This window comes from Acidovorax cavernicola, assembly GCF_003581445.1.
The window spans coordinates 42,073-58,945 of sequence record NZ_QXMN01000012.1; the positions used below are offsets into that span (position 1 = coordinate 42,073).

Annotated in this window: 17 protein-coding genes; 5 read left to right on the forward strand and 12 right to left on the reverse strand. The window is 67.5% G+C overall.

Annotation, left to right across the window (positions count from 1 at the left end):
* Positions 1-29 precede the first annotated feature (29 nt).
* The 6 genes from D3H34_RS12225 to sucC all read right to left on the reverse strand — a co-directional run bounded on the left by D3H34_RS12225 (position 30) and on the right by sucC (position 6,788).
* The gene (locus D3H34_RS12225; RefSeq protein WP_119553727.1) at positions 30-2,288 is read right to left on the reverse strand and encodes a CHASE2 domain-containing protein; all 2,259 of its coding nucleotides are present in this window, start codon (positions 2,286-2,288) and stop codon (positions 30-32) included.
* Between the two features lie 72 nt (positions 2,289-2,360).
* Entirely contained in the window at positions 2,361-3,011 is a 651-nt protein-coding gene (locus tag D3H34_RS12230) for an FHA domain-containing protein (RefSeq protein ID WP_119553728.1), read from the reverse strand.
* A 70-nt stretch (positions 3,012-3,081) separates the two neighbouring features.
* Positions 3,082-3,891, reverse strand: coding sequence for a Stp1/IreP family PP2C-type Ser/Thr phosphatase (locus D3H34_RS12235; protein WP_119553729.1), 810 nt, complete (start codon positions 3,889-3,891; stop codon positions 3,082-3,084).
* A 26-nt stretch (positions 3,892-3,917) separates the two neighbouring features.
* Complete coding sequence (locus D3H34_RS12240) at positions 3,918-4,601, reverse strand: TerC family protein (protein ID WP_119553730.1); 684 nt, start codon at positions 4,599-4,601, stop codon at positions 3,918-3,920.
* 116 nt (positions 4,602-4,717) lie between these two features.
* Positions 4,718-5,611, reverse strand: a complete 894-nt coding sequence (gene sucD / locus D3H34_RS12245) for a succinate--CoA ligase subunit alpha (protein ID WP_056575184.1) — start codon at positions 5,609-5,611, stop codon at positions 4,718-4,720.
* Positions 5,612-5,621: 10 nt separating this feature from the next.
* Positions 5,622-6,788, reverse strand: a complete 1,167-nt coding sequence (sucC, locus tag D3H34_RS12250; RefSeq protein WP_119553731.1) for an ADP-forming succinate--CoA ligase subunit beta — start codon at positions 6,786-6,788, stop codon at positions 5,622-5,624.
* 204 nt (positions 6,789-6,992) lie between these two features.
* Between sucC and argC the strand changes: the two genes are divergently transcribed.
* Complete coding sequence (gene argC, locus D3H34_RS12255) at positions 6,993-7,916, forward strand: N-acetyl-gamma-glutamyl-phosphate reductase (protein WP_119553732.1); 924 nt, start codon at positions 6,993-6,995, stop codon at positions 7,914-7,916.
* Between the two features lie 55 nt (positions 7,917-7,971).
* Here argC and scpC read toward each other — a convergent pair whose 3' ends face one another.
* The 3 genes from scpC to D3H34_RS12270 form a co-directional block, all read right to left on the reverse strand.
* Positions 7,972-9,471 carry a succinyl-CoA:acetate CoA-transferase ScpC gene (gene scpC, locus D3H34_RS12260; protein ID WP_119553733.1) on the reverse strand — a complete coding sequence of 500 codons (1,500 nt, stop codon included), beginning with the start codon at positions 9,469-9,471 and terminating at the stop codon, positions 7,972-7,974.
* 58 nt (positions 9,472-9,529) lie between these two features.
* On the reverse strand, positions 9,530-10,480 hold the full coding sequence (locus tag D3H34_RS12265; RefSeq protein WP_119553809.1) for a bestrophin family protein: 951 nt from the start codon (positions 10,478-10,480) through the stop codon (positions 9,530-9,532).
* A gap of 133 nt (positions 10,481-10,613) precedes the next feature.
* Complete coding sequence (locus tag D3H34_RS12270) at positions 10,614-11,336, reverse strand: hypothetical protein (RefSeq protein WP_119553734.1); 723 nt, start codon at positions 11,334-11,336, stop codon at positions 10,614-10,616.
* 119 nt (positions 11,337-11,455) lie between these two features.
* Between D3H34_RS12270 and yiaA the strand changes: the two genes are divergently transcribed.
* Complete coding sequence (gene yiaA / locus D3H34_RS12275) at positions 11,456-11,896, forward strand: inner membrane protein YiaA (protein WP_119553735.1); 441 nt, start codon at positions 11,456-11,458, stop codon at positions 11,894-11,896.
* Between the two features lie 12 nt (positions 11,897-11,908).
* On the opposite strand, the gene D3H34_RS12280 is transcribed toward yiaA, so the two are convergent.
* The 3 genes from D3H34_RS12280 to recA are packed head-to-tail and all read right to left on the reverse strand — an operon-like array spanning position 11,909 to position 13,955.
* Positions 11,909-12,349, reverse strand: a complete 441-nt coding sequence (locus tag D3H34_RS12280) for an SRPBCC family protein (RefSeq protein ID WP_119553736.1) — start codon at positions 12,347-12,349, stop codon at positions 11,909-11,911.
* A complete protein-coding gene (recX, locus tag D3H34_RS12285) occupies positions 12,318-12,791 on the reverse strand; it encodes a recombination regulator RecX (protein ID WP_119553737.1) in 474 nt (157 codons plus the stop codon). Before recX ends, D3H34_RS12280 begins: the two co-directional genes overlap by 32 nt.
* A gap of 54 nt (positions 12,792-12,845) precedes the next feature.
* A complete protein-coding gene (gene recA, locus D3H34_RS12290) occupies positions 12,846-13,955 on the reverse strand; it encodes a recombinase RecA (protein ID WP_119553738.1) in 1,110 nt (369 codons plus the stop codon).
* Between the two features lie 146 nt (positions 13,956-14,101).
* Between recA and D3H34_RS12295 the strand changes: the two genes are divergently transcribed.
* From D3H34_RS12295 to D3H34_RS12305, 3 genes are all read left to right on the forward strand, one after another.
* Positions 14,102-14,587, forward strand: a complete 486-nt coding sequence (locus D3H34_RS12295) for a MarR family winged helix-turn-helix transcriptional regulator (protein ID WP_119553739.1) — start codon at positions 14,102-14,104, stop codon at positions 14,585-14,587.
* 65 nt (positions 14,588-14,652) lie between these two features.
* On the forward strand, positions 14,653-15,327 hold the full coding sequence (locus D3H34_RS12300) for a response regulator transcription factor (protein ID WP_099794156.1): 675 nt from the start codon (positions 14,653-14,655) through the stop codon (positions 15,325-15,327).
* Positions 15,328-15,382: 55 nt separating this feature from the next.
* Entirely contained in the window at positions 15,383-16,825 is a 1,443-nt protein-coding gene (locus D3H34_RS12305) for a sensor histidine kinase (protein WP_119553740.1), read from the forward strand.
* Positions 16,826-16,873: the final 48 nt, after the last annotated feature.

The following is a 16,873-nucleotide window of genomic DNA, read 5'->3' on the forward strand; positions in this document are numbered from 1 at the left end:
TGTGGAAGACCCCTTGTATGCGTGTGTCGTCATTTGGTGTCGAACCGGGTGGAGCCGTCCCAGTCCGGGTCTTGCGGGCGTAGCGCCATCGAGGCTAAACGCTGCGCATAAAGCTGGTAAAGGACTTTTTTGGCATCCCCCGCGAGCAGCGGAGCCAGCAAGTTCCGGCCCAGCGCCCAATCCTGCTGTCGGTAGGCGGCCAGCACCTGGCCCCAACGCGCGAGCATCCCGTCTTGCTGCGCCGCCGCAGCGGCTTCGGGCGTGAGCGGGGTGTAGACGGCAACGGCCTGGGCCTTGCCCTTGACGCGCACGCTGTCGAGCTCCTGCCACGCGAAACCGGGCGCGGCCTCGCGCGTCGCGCCGCTGGCCACGATCTCGACACCGTAGTGTCCGCTCAAGCCCTCCAGGCGGGAGGCGAGATTGACCGCGTCGCCGACCACGGTATAGCTGCGGCGTGCCGTGGAGCCCATGTCGCCGACGCTCATGAGGCCGCTATTGAGGCCGATGCCCACGCTGATCTCGGGGCGTCCGTTGGCGCGGTGAAGGGCGTTGATGTCCTGCACGACGTTCGCCATGTCGAGTGCGGCCTGCACGGCGAGCGCGGCGTGGTCGGGCGCATCCATCGGCGCGCCCCAGAAGGCCATGACGCAATCGCCCATGTATTTGTCGACTGTGCCGCGGTTGGCGCTGATCACTTCGGTCAGCTGGCTGAAGACGGTGTTCAGGAAGGCTTGCAGCTCGGCCGGCGTCATCTGCTCGGACAACCGCGTGAAGCCGCGCATGTCGCAGAACATCACGGTCATTTCCTTGCTCTCGGCGCGCATGCTGTAGCGGCCGGGGCGCACGAGCATTTCGTCGACCAGCTGCGGCGGCACGTAGGTGCCGAAGAGCCGCACGAGCCCGCGCCGCGCGCGCGATTCGACGAAGTAGCCCCAGCTCATGTTGAGCGCGAAGGCCAGCGCCACCATGACGAGCGCCGACGCCAGCGGGAGCACGAGGTTGTGGCCGATGTAGAGCCAGGTGTTCAGTCCGACCAGCGCGGCGACCACGCCCGCCCCGAGCAGCACGGCGCGCGATGCCGACAGCAGTGACAGCCCGAACGCCAGCAGGAGTCCGGCCGCCAGCACGGTGAGCACTTCGTAGCCCGGCGCGTAGTCGGGCACGGCCAGCAGGCGCTGGTCGAGCAGGCCCGAGACGATGTTGGCGTGCACTTCGACGCCCGGGAACGCCGCGCCGACCGGGGTGGCGCGCAGGTCCTGCAGGCCGGGCGCGGTGGCGCCGAGCAGCACGATCTTGCCCTTGAGCTCGCCGGGCGCCAGTCGCCCTTCGAGCACGTCGGCGGCCGCCACATAGCGGAACGAGCCCGCGCGCGGGCCGCCGGGGCCACGGAACGGCACCTGCATGCTGGCGGTCTGGTCGACCGGGATGCGCAACGATCCCAGCACCAGCGCCTGGAGGCGCGGGAAGTTCCCGTCGCCGGCCACGAGCACCGTTCGCACCGGCGGCGAGCCGTTCGCGATCCGGTAGACGGCCAGCGCCAGCGACTCGTAGTGTCCGGGCGACGCGTGCTCGCCTTCGTAGCGGGCGATCAGCGGCACGCTGCGGATGACGCCGTCGTCGTCGCCATCGTCACCGACCAGGGTGTTCAGGAAGCCCGCGACCGGCGCCGCGCGCGCCAGCACCGGCAGGCTGGCGCCGAAGCCGTTCCAGAGCGTGACGAAGGCGGCATGGGCCGGAAAGGCGTCGGGTGGCAGTGCCGGCGTCGCCGGCAGCAGCCCCTTGGCGCTGGGCTGCTCGGTGCGCGTGAAGTAGTAACCCAGCGCCACGGGCTGGCCGCGCAGGGCCTGGGCCAGCGTGGCATCGTGGTCGAGGGTCGGTGCGAGCTGGTCGATCTCTGCGGCAAGGCCCGGCACGTCCCGCAAGGGGCCGGCTGCGATCTCCCTCAGGCGCCCGAGCCCGGAGCTGCGATCGGGCTCGAGAAACATGACGTCGAAGCCCAGCACGGCCGCGTGCTGGCGGGCGAGCAACTCCGTCGTGAGGCTGGCGATCTTGTCGCGGGGCCAGGGCCACTGGCCCTCGCGCGCCAGGCTGGCGTCGTCGACATCGACGATCACGACCCGCGTGTCGGGCGTGCCCGGCATGGTGGCCCGCAGGCGGGCGTCGTAGATCAGATGGTCCAGATGCTGGATCACGCCCAGCCGCCAGACGCCGGTGGCGTGGAGCAGTGCCAGCAACACCGGCAGCAGCGTGAGGGCGATGCGCGGCCAATGTCGCCGCAATGCGCTCATGGCCGGCCTACTTCGGACAAGGAATGCCGGAGGGCGAGAAAACGGGGAGTGGAGCCGGGCGCCTGGGGCGGCTCAGATCCGGACGAACTGCATGCGCGTGGCGCCGCCGAGCTCGAACACGTCGCCTTCCTGCAGCGCGACAGCCTCCGCGCCCAATTGCACGCCATTGAGCGTGACGCTGCCGACGACGGTGGCAGCCACGTAACCTTGCCGGCGTCGGGTGACGACGGCCACGGCCACGCCGGGCTTGCCGATGGTGGTGACCACCTTCTGCAGTGGAACGTCCTGGCCTTCGTTGGTGCCCGAGAGCACGCGCAGCATGGGCACGCCCAGTTCGACCAGCGCGCCCGATTCGGTGGGCGCCGACGAGAGCGGCATCGGGGCGGAATACTCGGAGAGCGAGGCCCGCACGGAGCCGGGGCCGACCATGAGATTGCTGTGCGCCCGGAAATGAATGCGGCAGCCACCGACCTCGATGACGTCGTTGTCCTGGAGCGCCTGCTTCTGGATGGCCAGCGCATTGACGTAGGTGCCGTTGGTGCTGTTGAGATCTTCAATTTCGACTTCGCCGCCGCTCATGTGCAGCACGGCATGCTCGCCGCTGACGGCGAGATTGTCGATCACGATGTCGTTGTAGGCGCGCCGGCCCAGCGTCGTGCGGTTCTTGGCGAGCGCCACTTGGCCGATGACGACGCCATCGACCGAAATGATCATCTTCGGCATGGCCGACTCCCCGTTTGCAAAGATCCAGCACCGTCAGGCGGGGCAAACGGTCTGCCGCCCGGCTTGGCTGCTACATGGCTCCGCGGGTCGCTTCGCTGACGCCCGCCTTGGCCAGAACAACGGAAATGTTATCCCGGCCGCCATTGTCGTTTGAAATTGCAACCAAAAGTGAAGCCTTTTCTCTGAGTCCCAGATCGCGACTCAAAAGCGTGAAAAGCTGCGCATCCGACACCATCTCGCTCAGCCCGTCGGAACAGAGCATGTAGAGGTCGCCCGCCCGGGCGCTGTGCTCGTGCATTTCCAGCAGGACTTGCGCCTCCACGCCGACCGCCCGCGTCACGAGGTTGCGGTTGGGGGAGTTCAGGGCTTCCTCGGCGGTGATCACTCCCGCGTCGAGCTGCTGCTGGCGCAGCGAATGGTCGCGGGTGAGCTGCTCCAGCTTGTTGTTGCGCAGGCGATAGCAGCGCGAATCGCCGATGTGGCCGACCACCACGCGCTGCGGGCGGAAAGCCGCCAGCACCAGGGTCGTGCCCATGCCCCGCAGCTCTTCGTGGGTGGCGCCGGCCTGGAGGATGGCGCCATTGGCCTCGTCGGTGGCCGCCTGCAGCGCACGCCGGACCACGCGGGCGGGTGCCTGCATGCCGGCCTGGGCAAACCAGCGGCCGAAGCTCGCGTGCAGCAGCGAAATGGCCATGGCGCTGGCCACTTCACCGCCCTTGTAGCCGCCCATGCCGTCGGCCAGCAGCGCCAAGCCGAGGGCCGGGTCGACGTGCACCGCGTCCTCGTTGTGGGCGCGCAGGCGCCCGACATCGGTCAGCGCCGCGAACTCCCAGCTCAGCGCCGGTCGACTGGAGAAAAGAGAAACGCCAACACCCGCCATCGTTTGTCAGCGCCTACTCTCGAAAATCAGTGTGCCGCAGCGCGCGCGCGCTGTTGCAGAAGCTTGCCCAGACCCACGACCACCACCACGCCGGCAATGGCGCCCGCGTAGTGCATCCAGGGGTTGGCCGCCAGCATGCCGTGCAGCGACACGTCGCTCACGATGGTCTCGCCGCCGACCCAGCCGATCAGCGCGGCGCCCAGCATGACGATGATCGGGAAACGTTCCATGAGCTTGATCATGAGCGTGCTGCCGAAAATCACCAAGGGGATGCTGATGGCCAGACCCAACACCAGCAGCACCATGCTGCCCTGTGCGGCGGCGGCCACGGCGATCACGTTGTCCAGGCTCATCACGAGGTCGGCCAGCAGGATGGTCCGCACGGCGACGAACATGCTGCCGTACTCCTTGGACTCGCCCTCGCCTTCGTCCTCTTCGCCGAGCAGTTGCAGGCCGATCCACAGCAGCAGCAGGCCGCCGATGATCTGCAGGTAGGGCAACGCGAGCAGCTTGGCCGCCACCACCGTCAGCACGATGCGCAGCACCACGGCCGCGCCCGAGCCGAACAGCACGGCTTTTTTCTGTTGCGCGGGCGGCAGCGATCGCGCCGCCATGGCGATCACGACGGCGTTGTCGCCCGACAGGATGATGTTGATCCAGACGATCTTGATCAGACCGATCCAGAAGTCTGTGCTTTGAAGAAATTCCATGTCTCTGATCCCACTGTGTTGTAGTGAAAAAAGCGCCCGCAACTCAATGCGGGCGCTTTTTTATTTCTGCGTGGTATTGCGAGCGGCGGGAACGCCGCCAGCGGTAGGGGTGCTTCTTACAGCTTGCCCTTGAGCAGCTTTGCGAGCTCCGAGAAGTTGCGCGTCACGGTGAAGCCGCACTCTTCCATGATGGCGAGCTTGGCTTCGGCCGTGTCGGCACCGCCCGAGATCAGCGCGCCGGCGTGGCCCATGCGCTTGCCGGGAGGGGCCGTGACACCCGCGATGAAGCCGACGACCGGCTTCTTCATGTTGTCCTTGCACCAGCGGGCTGCGTCAGCCTCGTCCGGGCCGCCGATTTCACCGATCATGATGACGGCATCGGTGTCCGGATCGTCGTTGAAGGCCTTCATCACGTCGATGTGCTTCAGACCGTTGATCGGGTCGCCGCCGATGCCGACTGCCGACGATTGGCCCAGGCCGATTTCCGTCAGCTGAGCCACGGCTTCGTACGTCAGCGTGCCCGAGCGCGAGACCACGCCGATGCGGCCCTTGCGGTGGATGTGGCCGGGCATGATGCCGATCTTGATTTCGTCGGGCGTGATCAGGCCGGGGCAGTTCGGGCCCAGCAGCAAGGTCTTCTTGCCGCCGGCCGCTTCCTTGGCCTTCATCTTGTTGCGCACTTCGAGCATGTCGCGAACCGGAATGCCTTCGGTGATGCAGATCGCCATGTCCAGGTCGGCTTCGACAGCTTCCCAGATGGCGGCCGCGGCGCCTGCCGGCGGCACGTAGATCACCGACACGGTGGCACCGGTCTGCGTGGCGGCTTCCTTGACCGAACCGAAGATCGGGATGTTGAAGATCGACTCGCCGGCCTTCTTCGGGTTCACGCCGGCCACGAAGGCGTTCTTGCCGTTCGCGTATTCCTGGCACTTCTCGGTGTGGAACTGACCGGTCTTGCCGGTGATGCCTTGCGTGATGACTTTGGTGTCTTTGTTGATGTAGATCGACATGACTTGTTCCTTAGGCCTTCTTGACTGCTGCCACGACCTTCTGGGCCGCGTCCGCCATGGTGTCGGCGCTGATGATCGGCAGGCCCGAGTCGGCCAGCAGCTTCTTGCCTTCGGCTTCGTTGGTGCCCTTCATGCGCACGACCAGCGGCACTTGCAGGTTCACGGCCTTGCAGGCTGCGATCACGCCGGTGGCGATGGTGTCGCACTTCATGATGCCGCCGAAGATGTTCACGAGGATGGCTTCCACGTTCTTGTTCTTCAGCATGATCTTGAAGGCTTCGGTGACCTTCTCGGGGGTGGCGCCGCCGCCCACGTCCAGGAAGTTGGCCGGCTCGCCGCCGAACAGCTTGATGGTGTCCATGGTGGCCATGGCCAGACCGGCACCGTTCACCAGGCAGCCGATGTTGCCGTCCAGCGAGATGTAGGCGAGGTCGAACTTCGAAGCCTCGACTTCGGCCGGATCTTCTTCGTCCAGGTCGCGCAGGGCCACGATTTCGGGGTGGCGGAACAGCGCGTTGCTGTCGAAGTTGAACTTGGCGTCCAGGGCGACGACGTTGCCCTTGCTGTCGCGGTTGAGCGGGTTGATCTCGACCAGCGAGGCGTCCGTCTCCATGTAGCAGGTGTAGAGCTTCTTCAGGATGTCGACCGTTTGCGCGGTCGAATCGGCCGGCATGCCGATGCCGTCGGCGATCTGCTTGGCTTGTGCGTCGGTCAGGCCGTCCTTGGGATCGGCGTAGACCGTGATGATCTTCTCGGGGGTGGAGTGGGCCACTTCCTCGATGTCCATGCCGCCTTCGCTCGAAGCGATGAAGGCCACCTTCTGGGTGGCGCGGTCGGTCACGGCGGAAACGTAGTATTCCTTCTGGATGTCGGCGCCGTCTTCGATGTACAGGCGGCGGACCTTCTGGCCTTCAGGGCCGGTCTGGTGCGTCTTGAGCTGCATGCCGAGGATCTCGCCAGCCAGCTTCTTGACGTCTTCGATCGACTTGGCGACCTTGACGCCGCCGCCCTTGCCGCGGCCACCCGCGTGAATCTGGGCCTTGACGACCCAGACCGGGCCTCCAAGTTTCTGGGCGGCCTCGACCGCCTCCTGAACCGTATATGCCGGGATGCCGCGCGGCACCGGCACGCCGAACTTGGCAAGGATTTCCTTGCCTTGGTACTCGTGAATCTTCATGAGGGATGTCTCTCGGAAGGAGGAGGTTGAGAACGGGAGATCGGGAGTGAGACTGTTTCTGCTCTGTTGTTCGCGGGCGACGGCAGCCTGACGGCTGGGGGCGGCGAACAACCGCGGACTGTATCATGGTGCGCCGCACCAATACTCGACGTGCGGTTGCGGTCAATACGTACTTTCTTCTAGCCACCCTACGCATACTCCGATATGGCCAAGGTTTTCATCGACGGCGAAGCCGGCACCACCGGCCTGCAAATTCGCGAGCGGCTGCAAAAGATGCCGCAGATCGAACTCGTGAGCATCGCTCCCGAACTGCGCAAGGACGTGGCCGCCAAGCGCGAGCTGATGGCCGGCGTCGACCTCGTGGTGCTGTGCCTGCACGACGACGCGGCGCGCGAATCGGTCGCGCTGATCGACCAGCTGCCGGGCAAGAAGCCCAAGATCATCGACGCCTCGACCGCCCACCGCATCGCGCCGGGCTGGGTCTTCGGCTTTCCCGAACTCGTCGAAGGCCACTGGCAGGCCGTGGCCAAGGCCGACCGTGTGGGCAACCCCGGCTGCTACGCCACCGGCGCCATCGCCATGGTGCGCCCGCTGGTCGACGCGGGCATCCTGCCGGCCGACACGCCGATCTCGCTGCCTTCCGTGAGCGGCTACTCGGGCGGCGGCCGGACCATGATCGAGGACTACGAAGCCGGCAAGGCGCCACTCTTCGAGACCTACGCGCTGGGCCTGAAGCACAAGCACATCCCCGAAATCATGGCCTACACCGGCCTCACGCGCCGCCCGGTCTTCATTCCGTCGGTGGGCAACTTCAAGCAGGGCATGCTGGTGCAGTTGCCGCTGCACCTCGACCTGCTGCCCGGCAAGCCGAAGGCCGGCGACCTGCAGGACGCCCTGGCCGCGCACTACGCAAAGAGCAACACGCCCGAACAGTTCGTGAAGGTGCTGCCGCCCACGGACGACGGCAAGCTCGAGGCGCTGGCCCTCAACGACACCAACAACCTCGAGATCCGCGTGTTCCCGAACGAAGACCACCGCCACGCCGTGGTGATCGCGCGCCTGGACAACCTGGGCAAGGGCGCCAGCGGCGCCGCAGTGCAGAACCTGAAGCTGATGCTGGCGCTCTGAGCCACTTCAACCCCTGACAGGAAAGGCCGGCCCGCAAGGACCGGCCTTTTTGCTTTCAGTCCGGCCGCATCGTGCCCGTGTCGCGGTAGCGCACATGCCACGAAAAAGCCTCTTCGAGCCGATGCGGTGTGTGGCCGCCGCAGGTCGCCACGGCGCGCGCGTGGTAGTCCTGCAGCATCCCGCGGTACGGCTCGGCCGCGCAGTTCGCGATGATCGCCGCCGCCCGTTCGCGCGGCGCCAGCCCGCGCAGGTCGGCCAGCCCCACCTCGGTGACGAGGATGTCGACGTCCTGCGGCGCATGGTCCACGTGCGACACCATCGGCGCGATGCTCGACACCGCACCCTGCTTGGCGACCGACTTGGTCGCGAAGATCGACAGGTAGGCGTTGCGCGCGAAGTCGCCCGAGCCGCCGATGCCGTTCATCATGTGCGTGCCCAGCACATGGGTCGAATTGACGTTGCCGTAGATGTCGGCCTCCAGCGCCGTGTTCAGCGCGATGATGCCCAGGCGCCGGATGATCTCCGGGTGGTTGCTCACCTCCTGCGGCCGCAGCACCAGCCGGTCCTTGTAGCGATCCAGGTCGCCGAACACCTGCCGCGCCTTCGCGGGCGACAGCGTGATCGACGAGCCCGAGGCGAAGTCGAGCTTGCCGGCGTCGAACAGATCGAAGGTCGAATCCTGCAGCACCTCCGAGTACATCGTGAGGTGCTCGAACGGCCCCGCGCCCAGCCCCGACATCACCGCGTTGGCGACGGTGCCGATGCCCGCCTGCAGCGGCAGCAGCCGCTCGGTGAGCCGGCCCTGCGCCACCTCGCGCTCGAAGAACGCCACCAGGTGCGCCGCGATGGCCGCCGTCTCGGCGTCCGCCGGCAGCACGGTGGAGGTGCTGTCGGCCTTGTCGGTGATGACAATGCCCAGGATCTTCTCGGGCGGGATCTCGATGGCCGACGTGCCGATACGGTCGTGCGGCGCCACCAGCGGCATCGGCTCGCGCTGCGGGCGGTGCTTGGGAATGAAGATGTCGTGCAGCCCTTCGAGCGCCGGCGACTGCGAGGTGTTGATCTCCACGATCACCTTGTCCGCCAGGATCGCGAAGCTCGCGCTGTTGCCGATCGAGGTGGTCGGCACGAGGGCGCCGGTCTCGGTGATGGCCACGGCCTCGATGATCGCGATGTCGATCGGCGGGATCTGCCGCGTGCGCAGCATCTCGACGGTTTCCGACAGGTGGTGATCGATGAACATCACCTCGCCGCGGTTGATCGCCTGGCGCAGCACGGTGTCGACCTGGAACGGCATGCGGCGGCTGATCGCGCCGGCCTCGGTGAGCTGGCGGTCGACGTCGCCGCCGAGCGAGGCACCGGTCATGAGCGTGATCTTCATCGGCTCGCGGCGCGCGCGGGCCGCGAGCGCGAGCGGCACCGCCTTGGCGTCGCCGGCGCGCGTGAAGCCGCTCATGCCGACCACCATGCCGTCGCGGATCCATTCGGCGGCGGCCTCGGCGGTGGTGATGCGGCTTCGCAGCGCGGGCAGGCGGATTCGGTCTTCGTGCGACATGGTGGGCAGAGCGTCTTTCGTGAAAGGAAACAGGGCCGGCGCCACGCGGGGCGGGGCGTCAGCGCAGGAAGTAGTCGACGGGCACCAACGGCTGCGGCGCGGGTGCGCCCACCGACTGGCACAGGTCGATCTCGAGCGTGCGGCACAGCGCCTCGAGCGGCAGGTCGTTCGACTCGGTGCCGAAGGGCTCCTCGATCTCGTCACCGAGCGCGTCGAGACCGAAGAAGGTGTAGGCCACGATCAGCACCACCACCGGCGTCATGAACCCGACCGAGTCCACCAGCCCGAAGGGCAGCAGGTAGCAGTAGAGGTACGCCGTGCGATGCAGCAGCAACGTGTACGAAAAGGGAATGGGCGTGCTGAGGATGCGTTCGCACGAGGCGGCCGCGGCGCTCAGCGCCGACAGCGTGCCGTCCACGCCGGCTGCCAACGCCGGGTCGATGCGCCGTTCGCGCAGCGCTTCACGCAGGTCCGCGCCCATGTGCATGAGCAGTGCGTGCGGCCGGTTGGCGACCTGCGTCAGGCCTTGCCATTCCGCCTCGCGCAGGAAGGGCCGGGTGTCGGCTGCAGCATCGGTGCCGCGCAGCTGGTGGCGCAGCGCATGGGCGAAGGCCGCGGCGCGCAAGGTCATGCGCACGCGCAGGTCGTCCAGGCGGCGAACCGTGTCCGCGCCGGCGTTCACCGGCACATCGCCATCGATGAGGCTCTGGCACTGGCGCGCCAGGTTGCGCGAACGCAGGATCACCTCACCCCAGAGCTTGCGCGCTTCCCAGAAGCGGTCGTAGGCCGCGTTGTTGCGAAAGCCCAGGAAGATCGCCAGCGGCAGGCCGAGCAGCGTGAAAGGCACGGTGCCGAGCGGGATCTTGATCGAGCCGAAGCTGCCGTGCAGCACCGTGACGACGATCGCCACGAGCACATTGAGCGTCAGCGCCGCGGCGATGCGCGGCAGGACGGAGCCCCGCCAGGACAGAAACAGCTTGAGCCCGGACGGGCGTTTCCGGACGATCATGAAAGCGGGGAAAGAGACGGACAGGGAGGCATGGATGCCGCGCACGCCGCAAGGCCCGCGCGGGCGCTCATTGTCGCCCAGGCGTCAGCGCGGCAACAGCCACGCACCTCAAGACCGACGAAGACGGTCGGGCTCAGCGCACCAACCAGAGCCCGATGCCGAACAGGACCGCATGCACGGCCAGCGCGATGTAGAAGAGCTTGCGCGAGGGCGTCGCCATGTCCTGCAGCACCTCGTGGATGCGGCGCGTGAGCAAGGCGCGCAGCGCGGGGTCCTGCACCACACCGTCGCCCGTCGCCGGCGCAGCGCCCTGGGCGGCGCGCTCCTGCTGCCACTCGGCCAGCATGTCGCTCAGGGGCAGGCGGTCCACCACGAAGCCGACCACGGTGCGCACGGCCCGACCTTCGCCGAGCACTGGCGCGAGCTGCTGGCACAGGGCGTCGGGCGAGAGCCAGTCGGACACGCGCTGCAGGCCGCTGTGCGTGCGCGGCATAGCTTCGATGCGGCCCGCGATGGCATCGCCGAGCCGCTGCGACACGGCTTCGCCGCGTGCCGCGACCAGGTGCTGCATCGCACGGGCGCGGCCCTGCTGCACACCGAGCAGGAAGTACACGCCGACGAACAGCGCCAGGAGAACGCCCACCAGCAGCGGCGGTGAAGTGATCAGCGCCACGACGGCGCCCACACCACCGGCCCGCGCGGCCGGGTTGCCCGGCCCTTGGAGTTGGGTCAGGTAGTAGAGGAACACGCCACCGCCGAGGAACAGGCCGATCAGCGCGCCCTTGATGGCCGAGCCGGCGAAGGCGAAGCCGGCCTTGGCGCCGGTGCGAACGAGAGACTGGGGTTGCGACGACATGAACGGTTCCTCCGGTTTTTTGGAAAGCCGCCTCCTTCGTGACTGGGAGGCCGGTCGCTGGCGATCATGCCATTGCCTTCCCGCACCATAATCGCGCCACACAAACGAGGAGGATCGCCATGGGAACCGTCAGATTTCAGAAACCGACCGCTGCATTCGTCGCCGCCTCCTGGGCCGCGCTGATCATCGGTGCCATCGTCTACCTGCTGGGGCTGTGGAATGCCGCCATGCAACTGAACGAGAAGGGCTACTACTTCACCATCCTCATGTACGGCCTGTTCTCCGCCGTGTCGCTGCAAAAGACCGTGCGCGACCGGCTCGAGGGCATCTCGGTCACCGGCATCTACTTCGGCCTGTGCTGGGTCTCGCTGCTGCTGTCGGTGGGCCTGCTCGCCGTCGGCCTGTTCAACGCCACGCTGGCCCCCAGCGAAAAGGGCTTCTACGCCATGGCCTTCCTGCTGAGCCTGTTCGGCGCGGTGGCGGTGCAGAAGAACGTGCGTGACATCGCCGCGTACAAGGCCGAGAACCCGCTGGCCGACGACATCGCCGCCACCGAGTAAGCCAGGCCGGGCTCAGCCCGCCTCGAGCAGGCGGCGCAGGGCCTGCAGGTCGCGCGCGATCCACTCGGCATCGCGTGCAAAGGCCGCATCGTCCATGTGCGGCTGGCGCAGCAGCGTGAACTGCAATTCGCACACCCCCGGCGCCACACCGATCACGCGAAACGGCAGGTAGACCTCGGGCACGCCTTCGGGCGCCACCCAGTGGTCGAGCACGCCGAGGTCGTTGGGCGGTGCAAAGCGCATGCGGGCCTCGCCGCTTTCAGGCGTGCGCACGATCCAATGATCGCCATGCGGCACGAGCGCACTTTTCGCCAGGCCGCTGGCCCAGTCGGGCAGCCGCTTCGGGTCGGACGCAAGCGCATAGGCGTCGCGCCATTCGCAGTTCACGCGCTGCGTGATGACGCGGGAAGGCGCGCCACCTTCATTCTTCGTGATCGTCGTCGGCTGTGTCATCGAACTCGCTCCTGAGCACCTTGGACACGACGGCGCCCGAGAAACCGCGCGCCATCAGGAATCGCATCTGCTTCGCGCGCTCCTTCGCATCGGCGGGCGGCGCCTCGAAGCGGCGGCGCCACAGGGCCGTGGCGCGCTCGACTTCGGTTTCCTGCAAGCCGGCCACCGCTTCGGCGATGGCTTCGGGCGCGATGCCCTTGGCCTGCAGTTCCTGCTTCACGCGCAACGCGCCCGAGCGGGCGGCGCGCTGGTTCAGCACCGAGGCCACGACGCGCGGCTCGCTGATGAAGTCCTTGGCGGCCAGTTCATCGAGCGCCTTGGCCAGCGTGCCGGGCTCTTCCTCGTGCTTCGCCAACTTGCGCTCCAGCTCCGCGCGCGAATGCTCGCGCTGGCTCAGGAGGCGCAGCGCGCGGCCTTTGAGGGAGGGGGCGCTGAAAGCCATTCGGTGAGTCGCTCACGCGGCCCTCGCAGTGCGCAAGGGCCGCCTTCATTGAACTTACTCCGCCGCCTTGTCAGCCTTCGATGCCTTGGCGGGCTTCTCGGCCTTCTCGGGTTCGGCGCCGGCATCGGCGGCCAGCAGCGGGATGCCCAGCGACTCGCGCACCTTGTTCTCGATCTCGCGCGACAGCTCGGGGTTCTCGCGCAGGAACTCGCGGGCGTTGTCGCGGCCCTGGCCGATCTTCTCGCCGTTGTAGGCGTACCAGGCGCCCGACTTGTCGATGATCTTGGCGTTCACGCCCATGTCGATGATCTCGCCCTCGCGGCTGATGCCCTCGCCGAACAGGATGTCGAACTCGGCCGTCTTGAACGGGGGCGAGACCTTGTTCTTCACCACCTTCACCTTGGTTTCGTTGCCGATGGCCTCGTCACCCTTCTTGATGGTGCCGATGCGGCGGATGTCCAGGCGCACCGAGGCGTAGAACTTCAGCGCATTGCCGCCGGTGGTGGTTTCGGGCGAGCCGAACATCACGCCGATCTTCATGCGGATCTGGTTGATGAAGATGACCATGCAGTTGGTCTTCTTGATCGTGGCCGTGAGCTTGCGCAGCGCCTGGCTCATCAGGCGGGCCTGCAGGCCGGGCAGCGAGTCGCCCATTTCGCCTTCGATTTCGGCCTTGGGCGTGAGCGCGGCGACCGAGTCGACCACGATCAGGTCGACGGCACCCGAGCGCACCAGCGAATCGACGATTTCCAGGGCCTGCTCGCCGGTGTCGGGCTGGCTGATCAGCAGGTCCGACAGGTTCACGCCGAGCTTCTGGGCGTACTGCACGTCGAGGGCGTGTTCGGCGTCGACGAAGGCACAGGTGCCGGCCTGCTTCTGCATGGCGGCGATGACCTGCAGCGTGAGCGTGGTCTTGCCCGAGGATTCCGGGCCGTAGATTTCCACGACGCGGCCGCGCGGCAGGCCGCCGACGCCCAGCGCGATGTCCAGGCCCAGCGAGCCGGTGGAGACCACCTGGATGTCTTCCAGCGCCTCGCCTTCGCCGAGCCGCATGATGGTGCCCTTGCCGAACTGCTTTTCGATCTGGGCCAGCGCGGCCTGGAGAGCCTTGGCCTTTTCGCTGTTGGCGCCTGCGATGCTCGAACCCTTGACGACTGCGTCCATGTGGAAATCTCCTTGAAAATCAACGATGTATGTGTTGCCTCATCCATCTGCTTTTAACCACAGGCTGGATGCTTGAACAGTAGTGTAGGGGCTCATGGTGTTTCGCAAACTCACTTTATGGTCAGTTTGCCTTACGATCTGCCGCCATGGCCGACCCCGCCTTTCCCACCGATCCCGACGCCTGGCGACAGACCCACCTGGGCCGCCTGCTGGGCCATGCAATGCGCCGCTTCGACGAGCGCGTGCTGGCGCTCATGGCGCACGACATCGAGGTGCCGCTGGCACTGTCGAACCTCGCGGCGCGCGCGCAGGTGAGCGCGGCGCACATCCACATCACGCGGCACCTGGCACGCGAAGGTTCGCGCCTGACCGAGCTGGCCGAGCGCGCCGGCATGACCAAGCAGGCCATGGGCGCGCTGGTCGACCAGTGCGAGGCCTGGGGGCTGGTCACGCGCGGGCCCGACCCGCTCGACGCGCGCGCCCGGCGCGTGCTGTTCACGGCGGACGGACTGGCCTGGCTCGACGCCTTCCGACGCGCCGTCACGCAGGCCGAGCGCGAGTTCCGCGCCAGCGTGGGCGACGAGATCGCCACCGTGGTAACCATCGGACTCGAAGCCTACACAGCGGGCTAGACTTCGCCCAGGGACAACGTGCGCCGAGAGGCGCCGAGACTGATTGAGAGCCGGAGGTGGCGCACATGCGGATACTGATTGCCGAAGACGACCAGGTGCTGGCCGATGCCCTGCTGCGCAGCCTGCGCACCTCGGGCGCGGCGGTCGATCATGTGGCCAACGGCTCGCAGGCCGACACCGCGCTCATGACCCACAGCGAGTTCGACCTGCTGATCCTCGACCTCGGGCTGCCCAGCCTGCACGGCATCGAGATCCTCAAGCGCCTGCGCGCGCGCGGCTCGCAGCTGCCGGTGCTGGTGCTCACGGCGGCCGACAGCGTGGAAGAGCGCGTGAAGGGCCTGGACCACGGCGCCGACGACTACATGGCCAAGCCCTTCAGCCTGCAGGAACTCGAGGCGCGCGTGCGTGCCCTCACGCGGCGCGGCATGGGCGCCACCAGCAACGCGATCCGCCACGGTCCGCTGGTCTACGACCAGGCCGGCCGCGTGGCGACCATCGACGGCAAGATGATCGAACTGTCGGCGCGCGAACTGGGCCTGCTCGAGGTGCTGCTGCAGCGCGCCGGCCGGCTGGTCAGCAAGGACCAGCTGGTGGACCGGCTGTGCGAATGGGGCGAAGAGGTGAGCATCAACGCCATCGAGGTCTACATCCACCGCCTGCGCAAGAAGATCGAGAAGGGACCGGTGCGCATCGCGACGGTGCGCGGGCTGGGCTACTGCCTCGAGAAGATTCCGTCCTGATGCCTGCCGCGAACCCGCGGCCAGCGTCGCGCCGCCCGGACGGCGGGAGGCGCGCATGAAGCTCTTCCAGCGCGCCCAGCGCTCCCTGTTCGGGGAAATCCTCGACTGGATGCTCACGCCGCTGCTGCTGCTCGTGCCGGTGAGCATCGGCGTGACCTGGCTGGTGGCGCAGGGCATCGCCAACGCGCCCTTCGACCGCGCGCTGGAGCACAACGTCAAGGTGCTGGCCGAGCTGGTCACGGTGAAGGAGGGACAGACGCATTTCGTGCTGTCGCAGTCGGCGCGCGAGATCCTGCGCGCCGACGACGCGGGCCACATCTACTACCAGCTGCTCGATGGCCGCGGCAACCTGCTGCACGGCGAGCGCGACCTGCCGCAGCCCAACGTGGACGACCCGCCCGGCACCAACGTGGTCCTGCTGCACAACAGCACGGTGCACGGCCAGCCGGTGCGCATGGCCTCGCTGTGGATTCCCAGCGGGAGCGAAGACGTTCCCCCCTCGCTGCTGCAGCTGGCCGAGACGCGCGAAAAGCAGTCGGTGCTGGCCACCGAGATCATCAAGGGCGTGCTGCTGCCGCAGTTCGCGATCCTGCCGCTGGCGGTGCTGCTGATCTGGCTGGCGCTGGTGCGCGGCATCAAGCCGCTGTCGGTGGTCGAGGCGCGCATCCGCGAGCGCCGCCCGGGCGACCTGAGCCCGCTCGACGAGTCCTCGGTGCCGCTCGAGGTGGTGCCGCTGGTGTCGTCGGTGAACGAGCTGCTCGACAAGCTCAACGACTCCATCGACACGCAAAAGCGCTTCCTGGCCGATGCCGCCCACCAGCTCAAGACGCCGCTGGCGGGCCTGCGCATGCAGGCCGACCTGGCGCAGCGCGAAGGCGCCAACGCCGACGAGCTCAAGCAGTCGCTCAAGCAGATCGGCCGCGCCAGCGTGCGCGCCACGCACACCGTGAACCAGCTGCTGTCTCTGGCGCGCGCCGAGGGCACCAGCGCCATGACGCATTGCCAGCCCTGCGATCTCGCGCGGCTGACCATCGAGGTGGTGCGCGAAGCCGTGCCGCGCGCGATCGAGAAGCGCATCGACCTGGGCTACGACGGCGCCCAGGCCGGCGCGCCCGGCGTGATGGTCGACGGGAATCCGACGCTGCTCAAGGAGCTGGTGCGCAACCTGGTCGACAACGCGCTCAACTACACGCCCTCGACGCCCGAGCGCCCCGGCGTGGTCACCGCGCGCGTGCTGGCCGACCCCTTCGGCCACGTGCAGCTGGTGCAGGTGGAGGACAACGGCCCCGGCATCGCCGAAGCCGACCGCGAGCTGGTGTTCGAGCCTTTCTACCGCGTGCTCGGCAACGAGGCCGACGGCTCGGGGCTGGGCCTGCCGATCGTGCGCGAGATCGCCAACCAGCACCGCGCACAAGTGAAGCTGGAAGACGCACACCCCGGCAAGCATCCGCCGGGCGCGCTTTTCACCGTGCGCTTCGAGGAGGCGCCTTCGGAATGAATCCGCCCGGCGGGTGTGCTGTCCCGCAAATAACTGCGCCTATGAAAT

Excerpts from the sequence above, each read along its gene's own strand:
- D3H34_RS12225 (WP_119553727.1), bottom strand. The coding sequence starts at position 2,288 with ATGAGCGCATTGCGGCGACATTGGCCGCGCATCGCCCTCACGCTGCTG.
- D3H34_RS12230 (WP_119553728.1), bottom strand. The coding sequence starts at position 3,011 with ATGCCGAAGATGATCATTTCGGTCGATGGCGTCGTCATCGGCCAAGTG.
- D3H34_RS12235 (WP_119553729.1), bottom strand. The coding sequence starts at position 3,891 with ATGGCGGGTGTTGGCGTTTCTCTTTTCTCCAGTCGACCGGCGCTGAGC.
- D3H34_RS12240 (WP_119553730.1), bottom strand. The coding sequence starts at position 4,601 with ATGGAATTTCTTCAAAGCACAGACTTCTGGATCGGTCTGATCAAGATC.
- sucD (WP_056575184.1), bottom strand. The coding sequence starts at position 5,611 with ATGTCGATCTACATCAACAAAGACACCAAAGTCATCACGCAAGGCATC.
- sucC (WP_119553731.1), bottom strand. The coding sequence starts at position 6,788 with ATGAAGATTCACGAGTACCAAGGCAAGGAAATCCTTGCCAAGTTCGGC.
- argC (WP_119553732.1), top strand. The coding sequence starts at position 6,993 with ATGGCCAAGGTTTTCATCGACGGCGAAGCCGGCACCACCGGCCTGCAA.
- scpC (WP_119553733.1), bottom strand. The coding sequence starts at position 9,471 with ATGTCGCACGAAGACCGAATCCGCCTGCCCGCGCTGCGAAGCCGCATC.
- D3H34_RS12265 (WP_119553809.1), bottom strand. The coding sequence starts at position 10,480 with ATGATCGTCCGGAAACGCCCGTCCGGGCTCAAGCTGTTTCTGTCCTGG.
- D3H34_RS12270 (WP_119553734.1), bottom strand. The coding sequence starts at position 11,336 with ATGTCGTCGCAACCCCAGTCTCTCGTTCGCACCGGCGCCAAGGCCGGC.
- yiaA (WP_119553735.1), top strand. The coding sequence starts at position 11,456 with ATGGGAACCGTCAGATTTCAGAAACCGACCGCTGCATTCGTCGCCGCC.
- D3H34_RS12280 (WP_119553736.1), bottom strand. The coding sequence starts at position 12,349 with ATGACACAGCCGACGACGATCACGAAGAATGAAGGTGGCGCGCCTTCC.
- recX (WP_119553737.1), bottom strand. The coding sequence starts at position 12,791 with ATGGCTTTCAGCGCCCCCTCCCTCAAAGGCCGCGCGCTGCGCCTCCTG.
- recA (WP_119553738.1), bottom strand. The coding sequence starts at position 13,955 with ATGGACGCAGTCGTCAAGGGTTCGAGCATCGCAGGCGCCAACAGCGAA.
- D3H34_RS12295 (WP_119553739.1), top strand. The coding sequence starts at position 14,102 with ATGGCCGACCCCGCCTTTCCCACCGATCCCGACGCCTGGCGACAGACC.
- D3H34_RS12300 (WP_099794156.1), top strand. The coding sequence starts at position 14,653 with ATGCGGATACTGATTGCCGAAGACGACCAGGTGCTGGCCGATGCCCTG.
- D3H34_RS12305 (WP_119553740.1), top strand. The coding sequence starts at position 15,383 with ATGAAGCTCTTCCAGCGCGCCCAGCGCTCCCTGTTCGGGGAAATCCTC.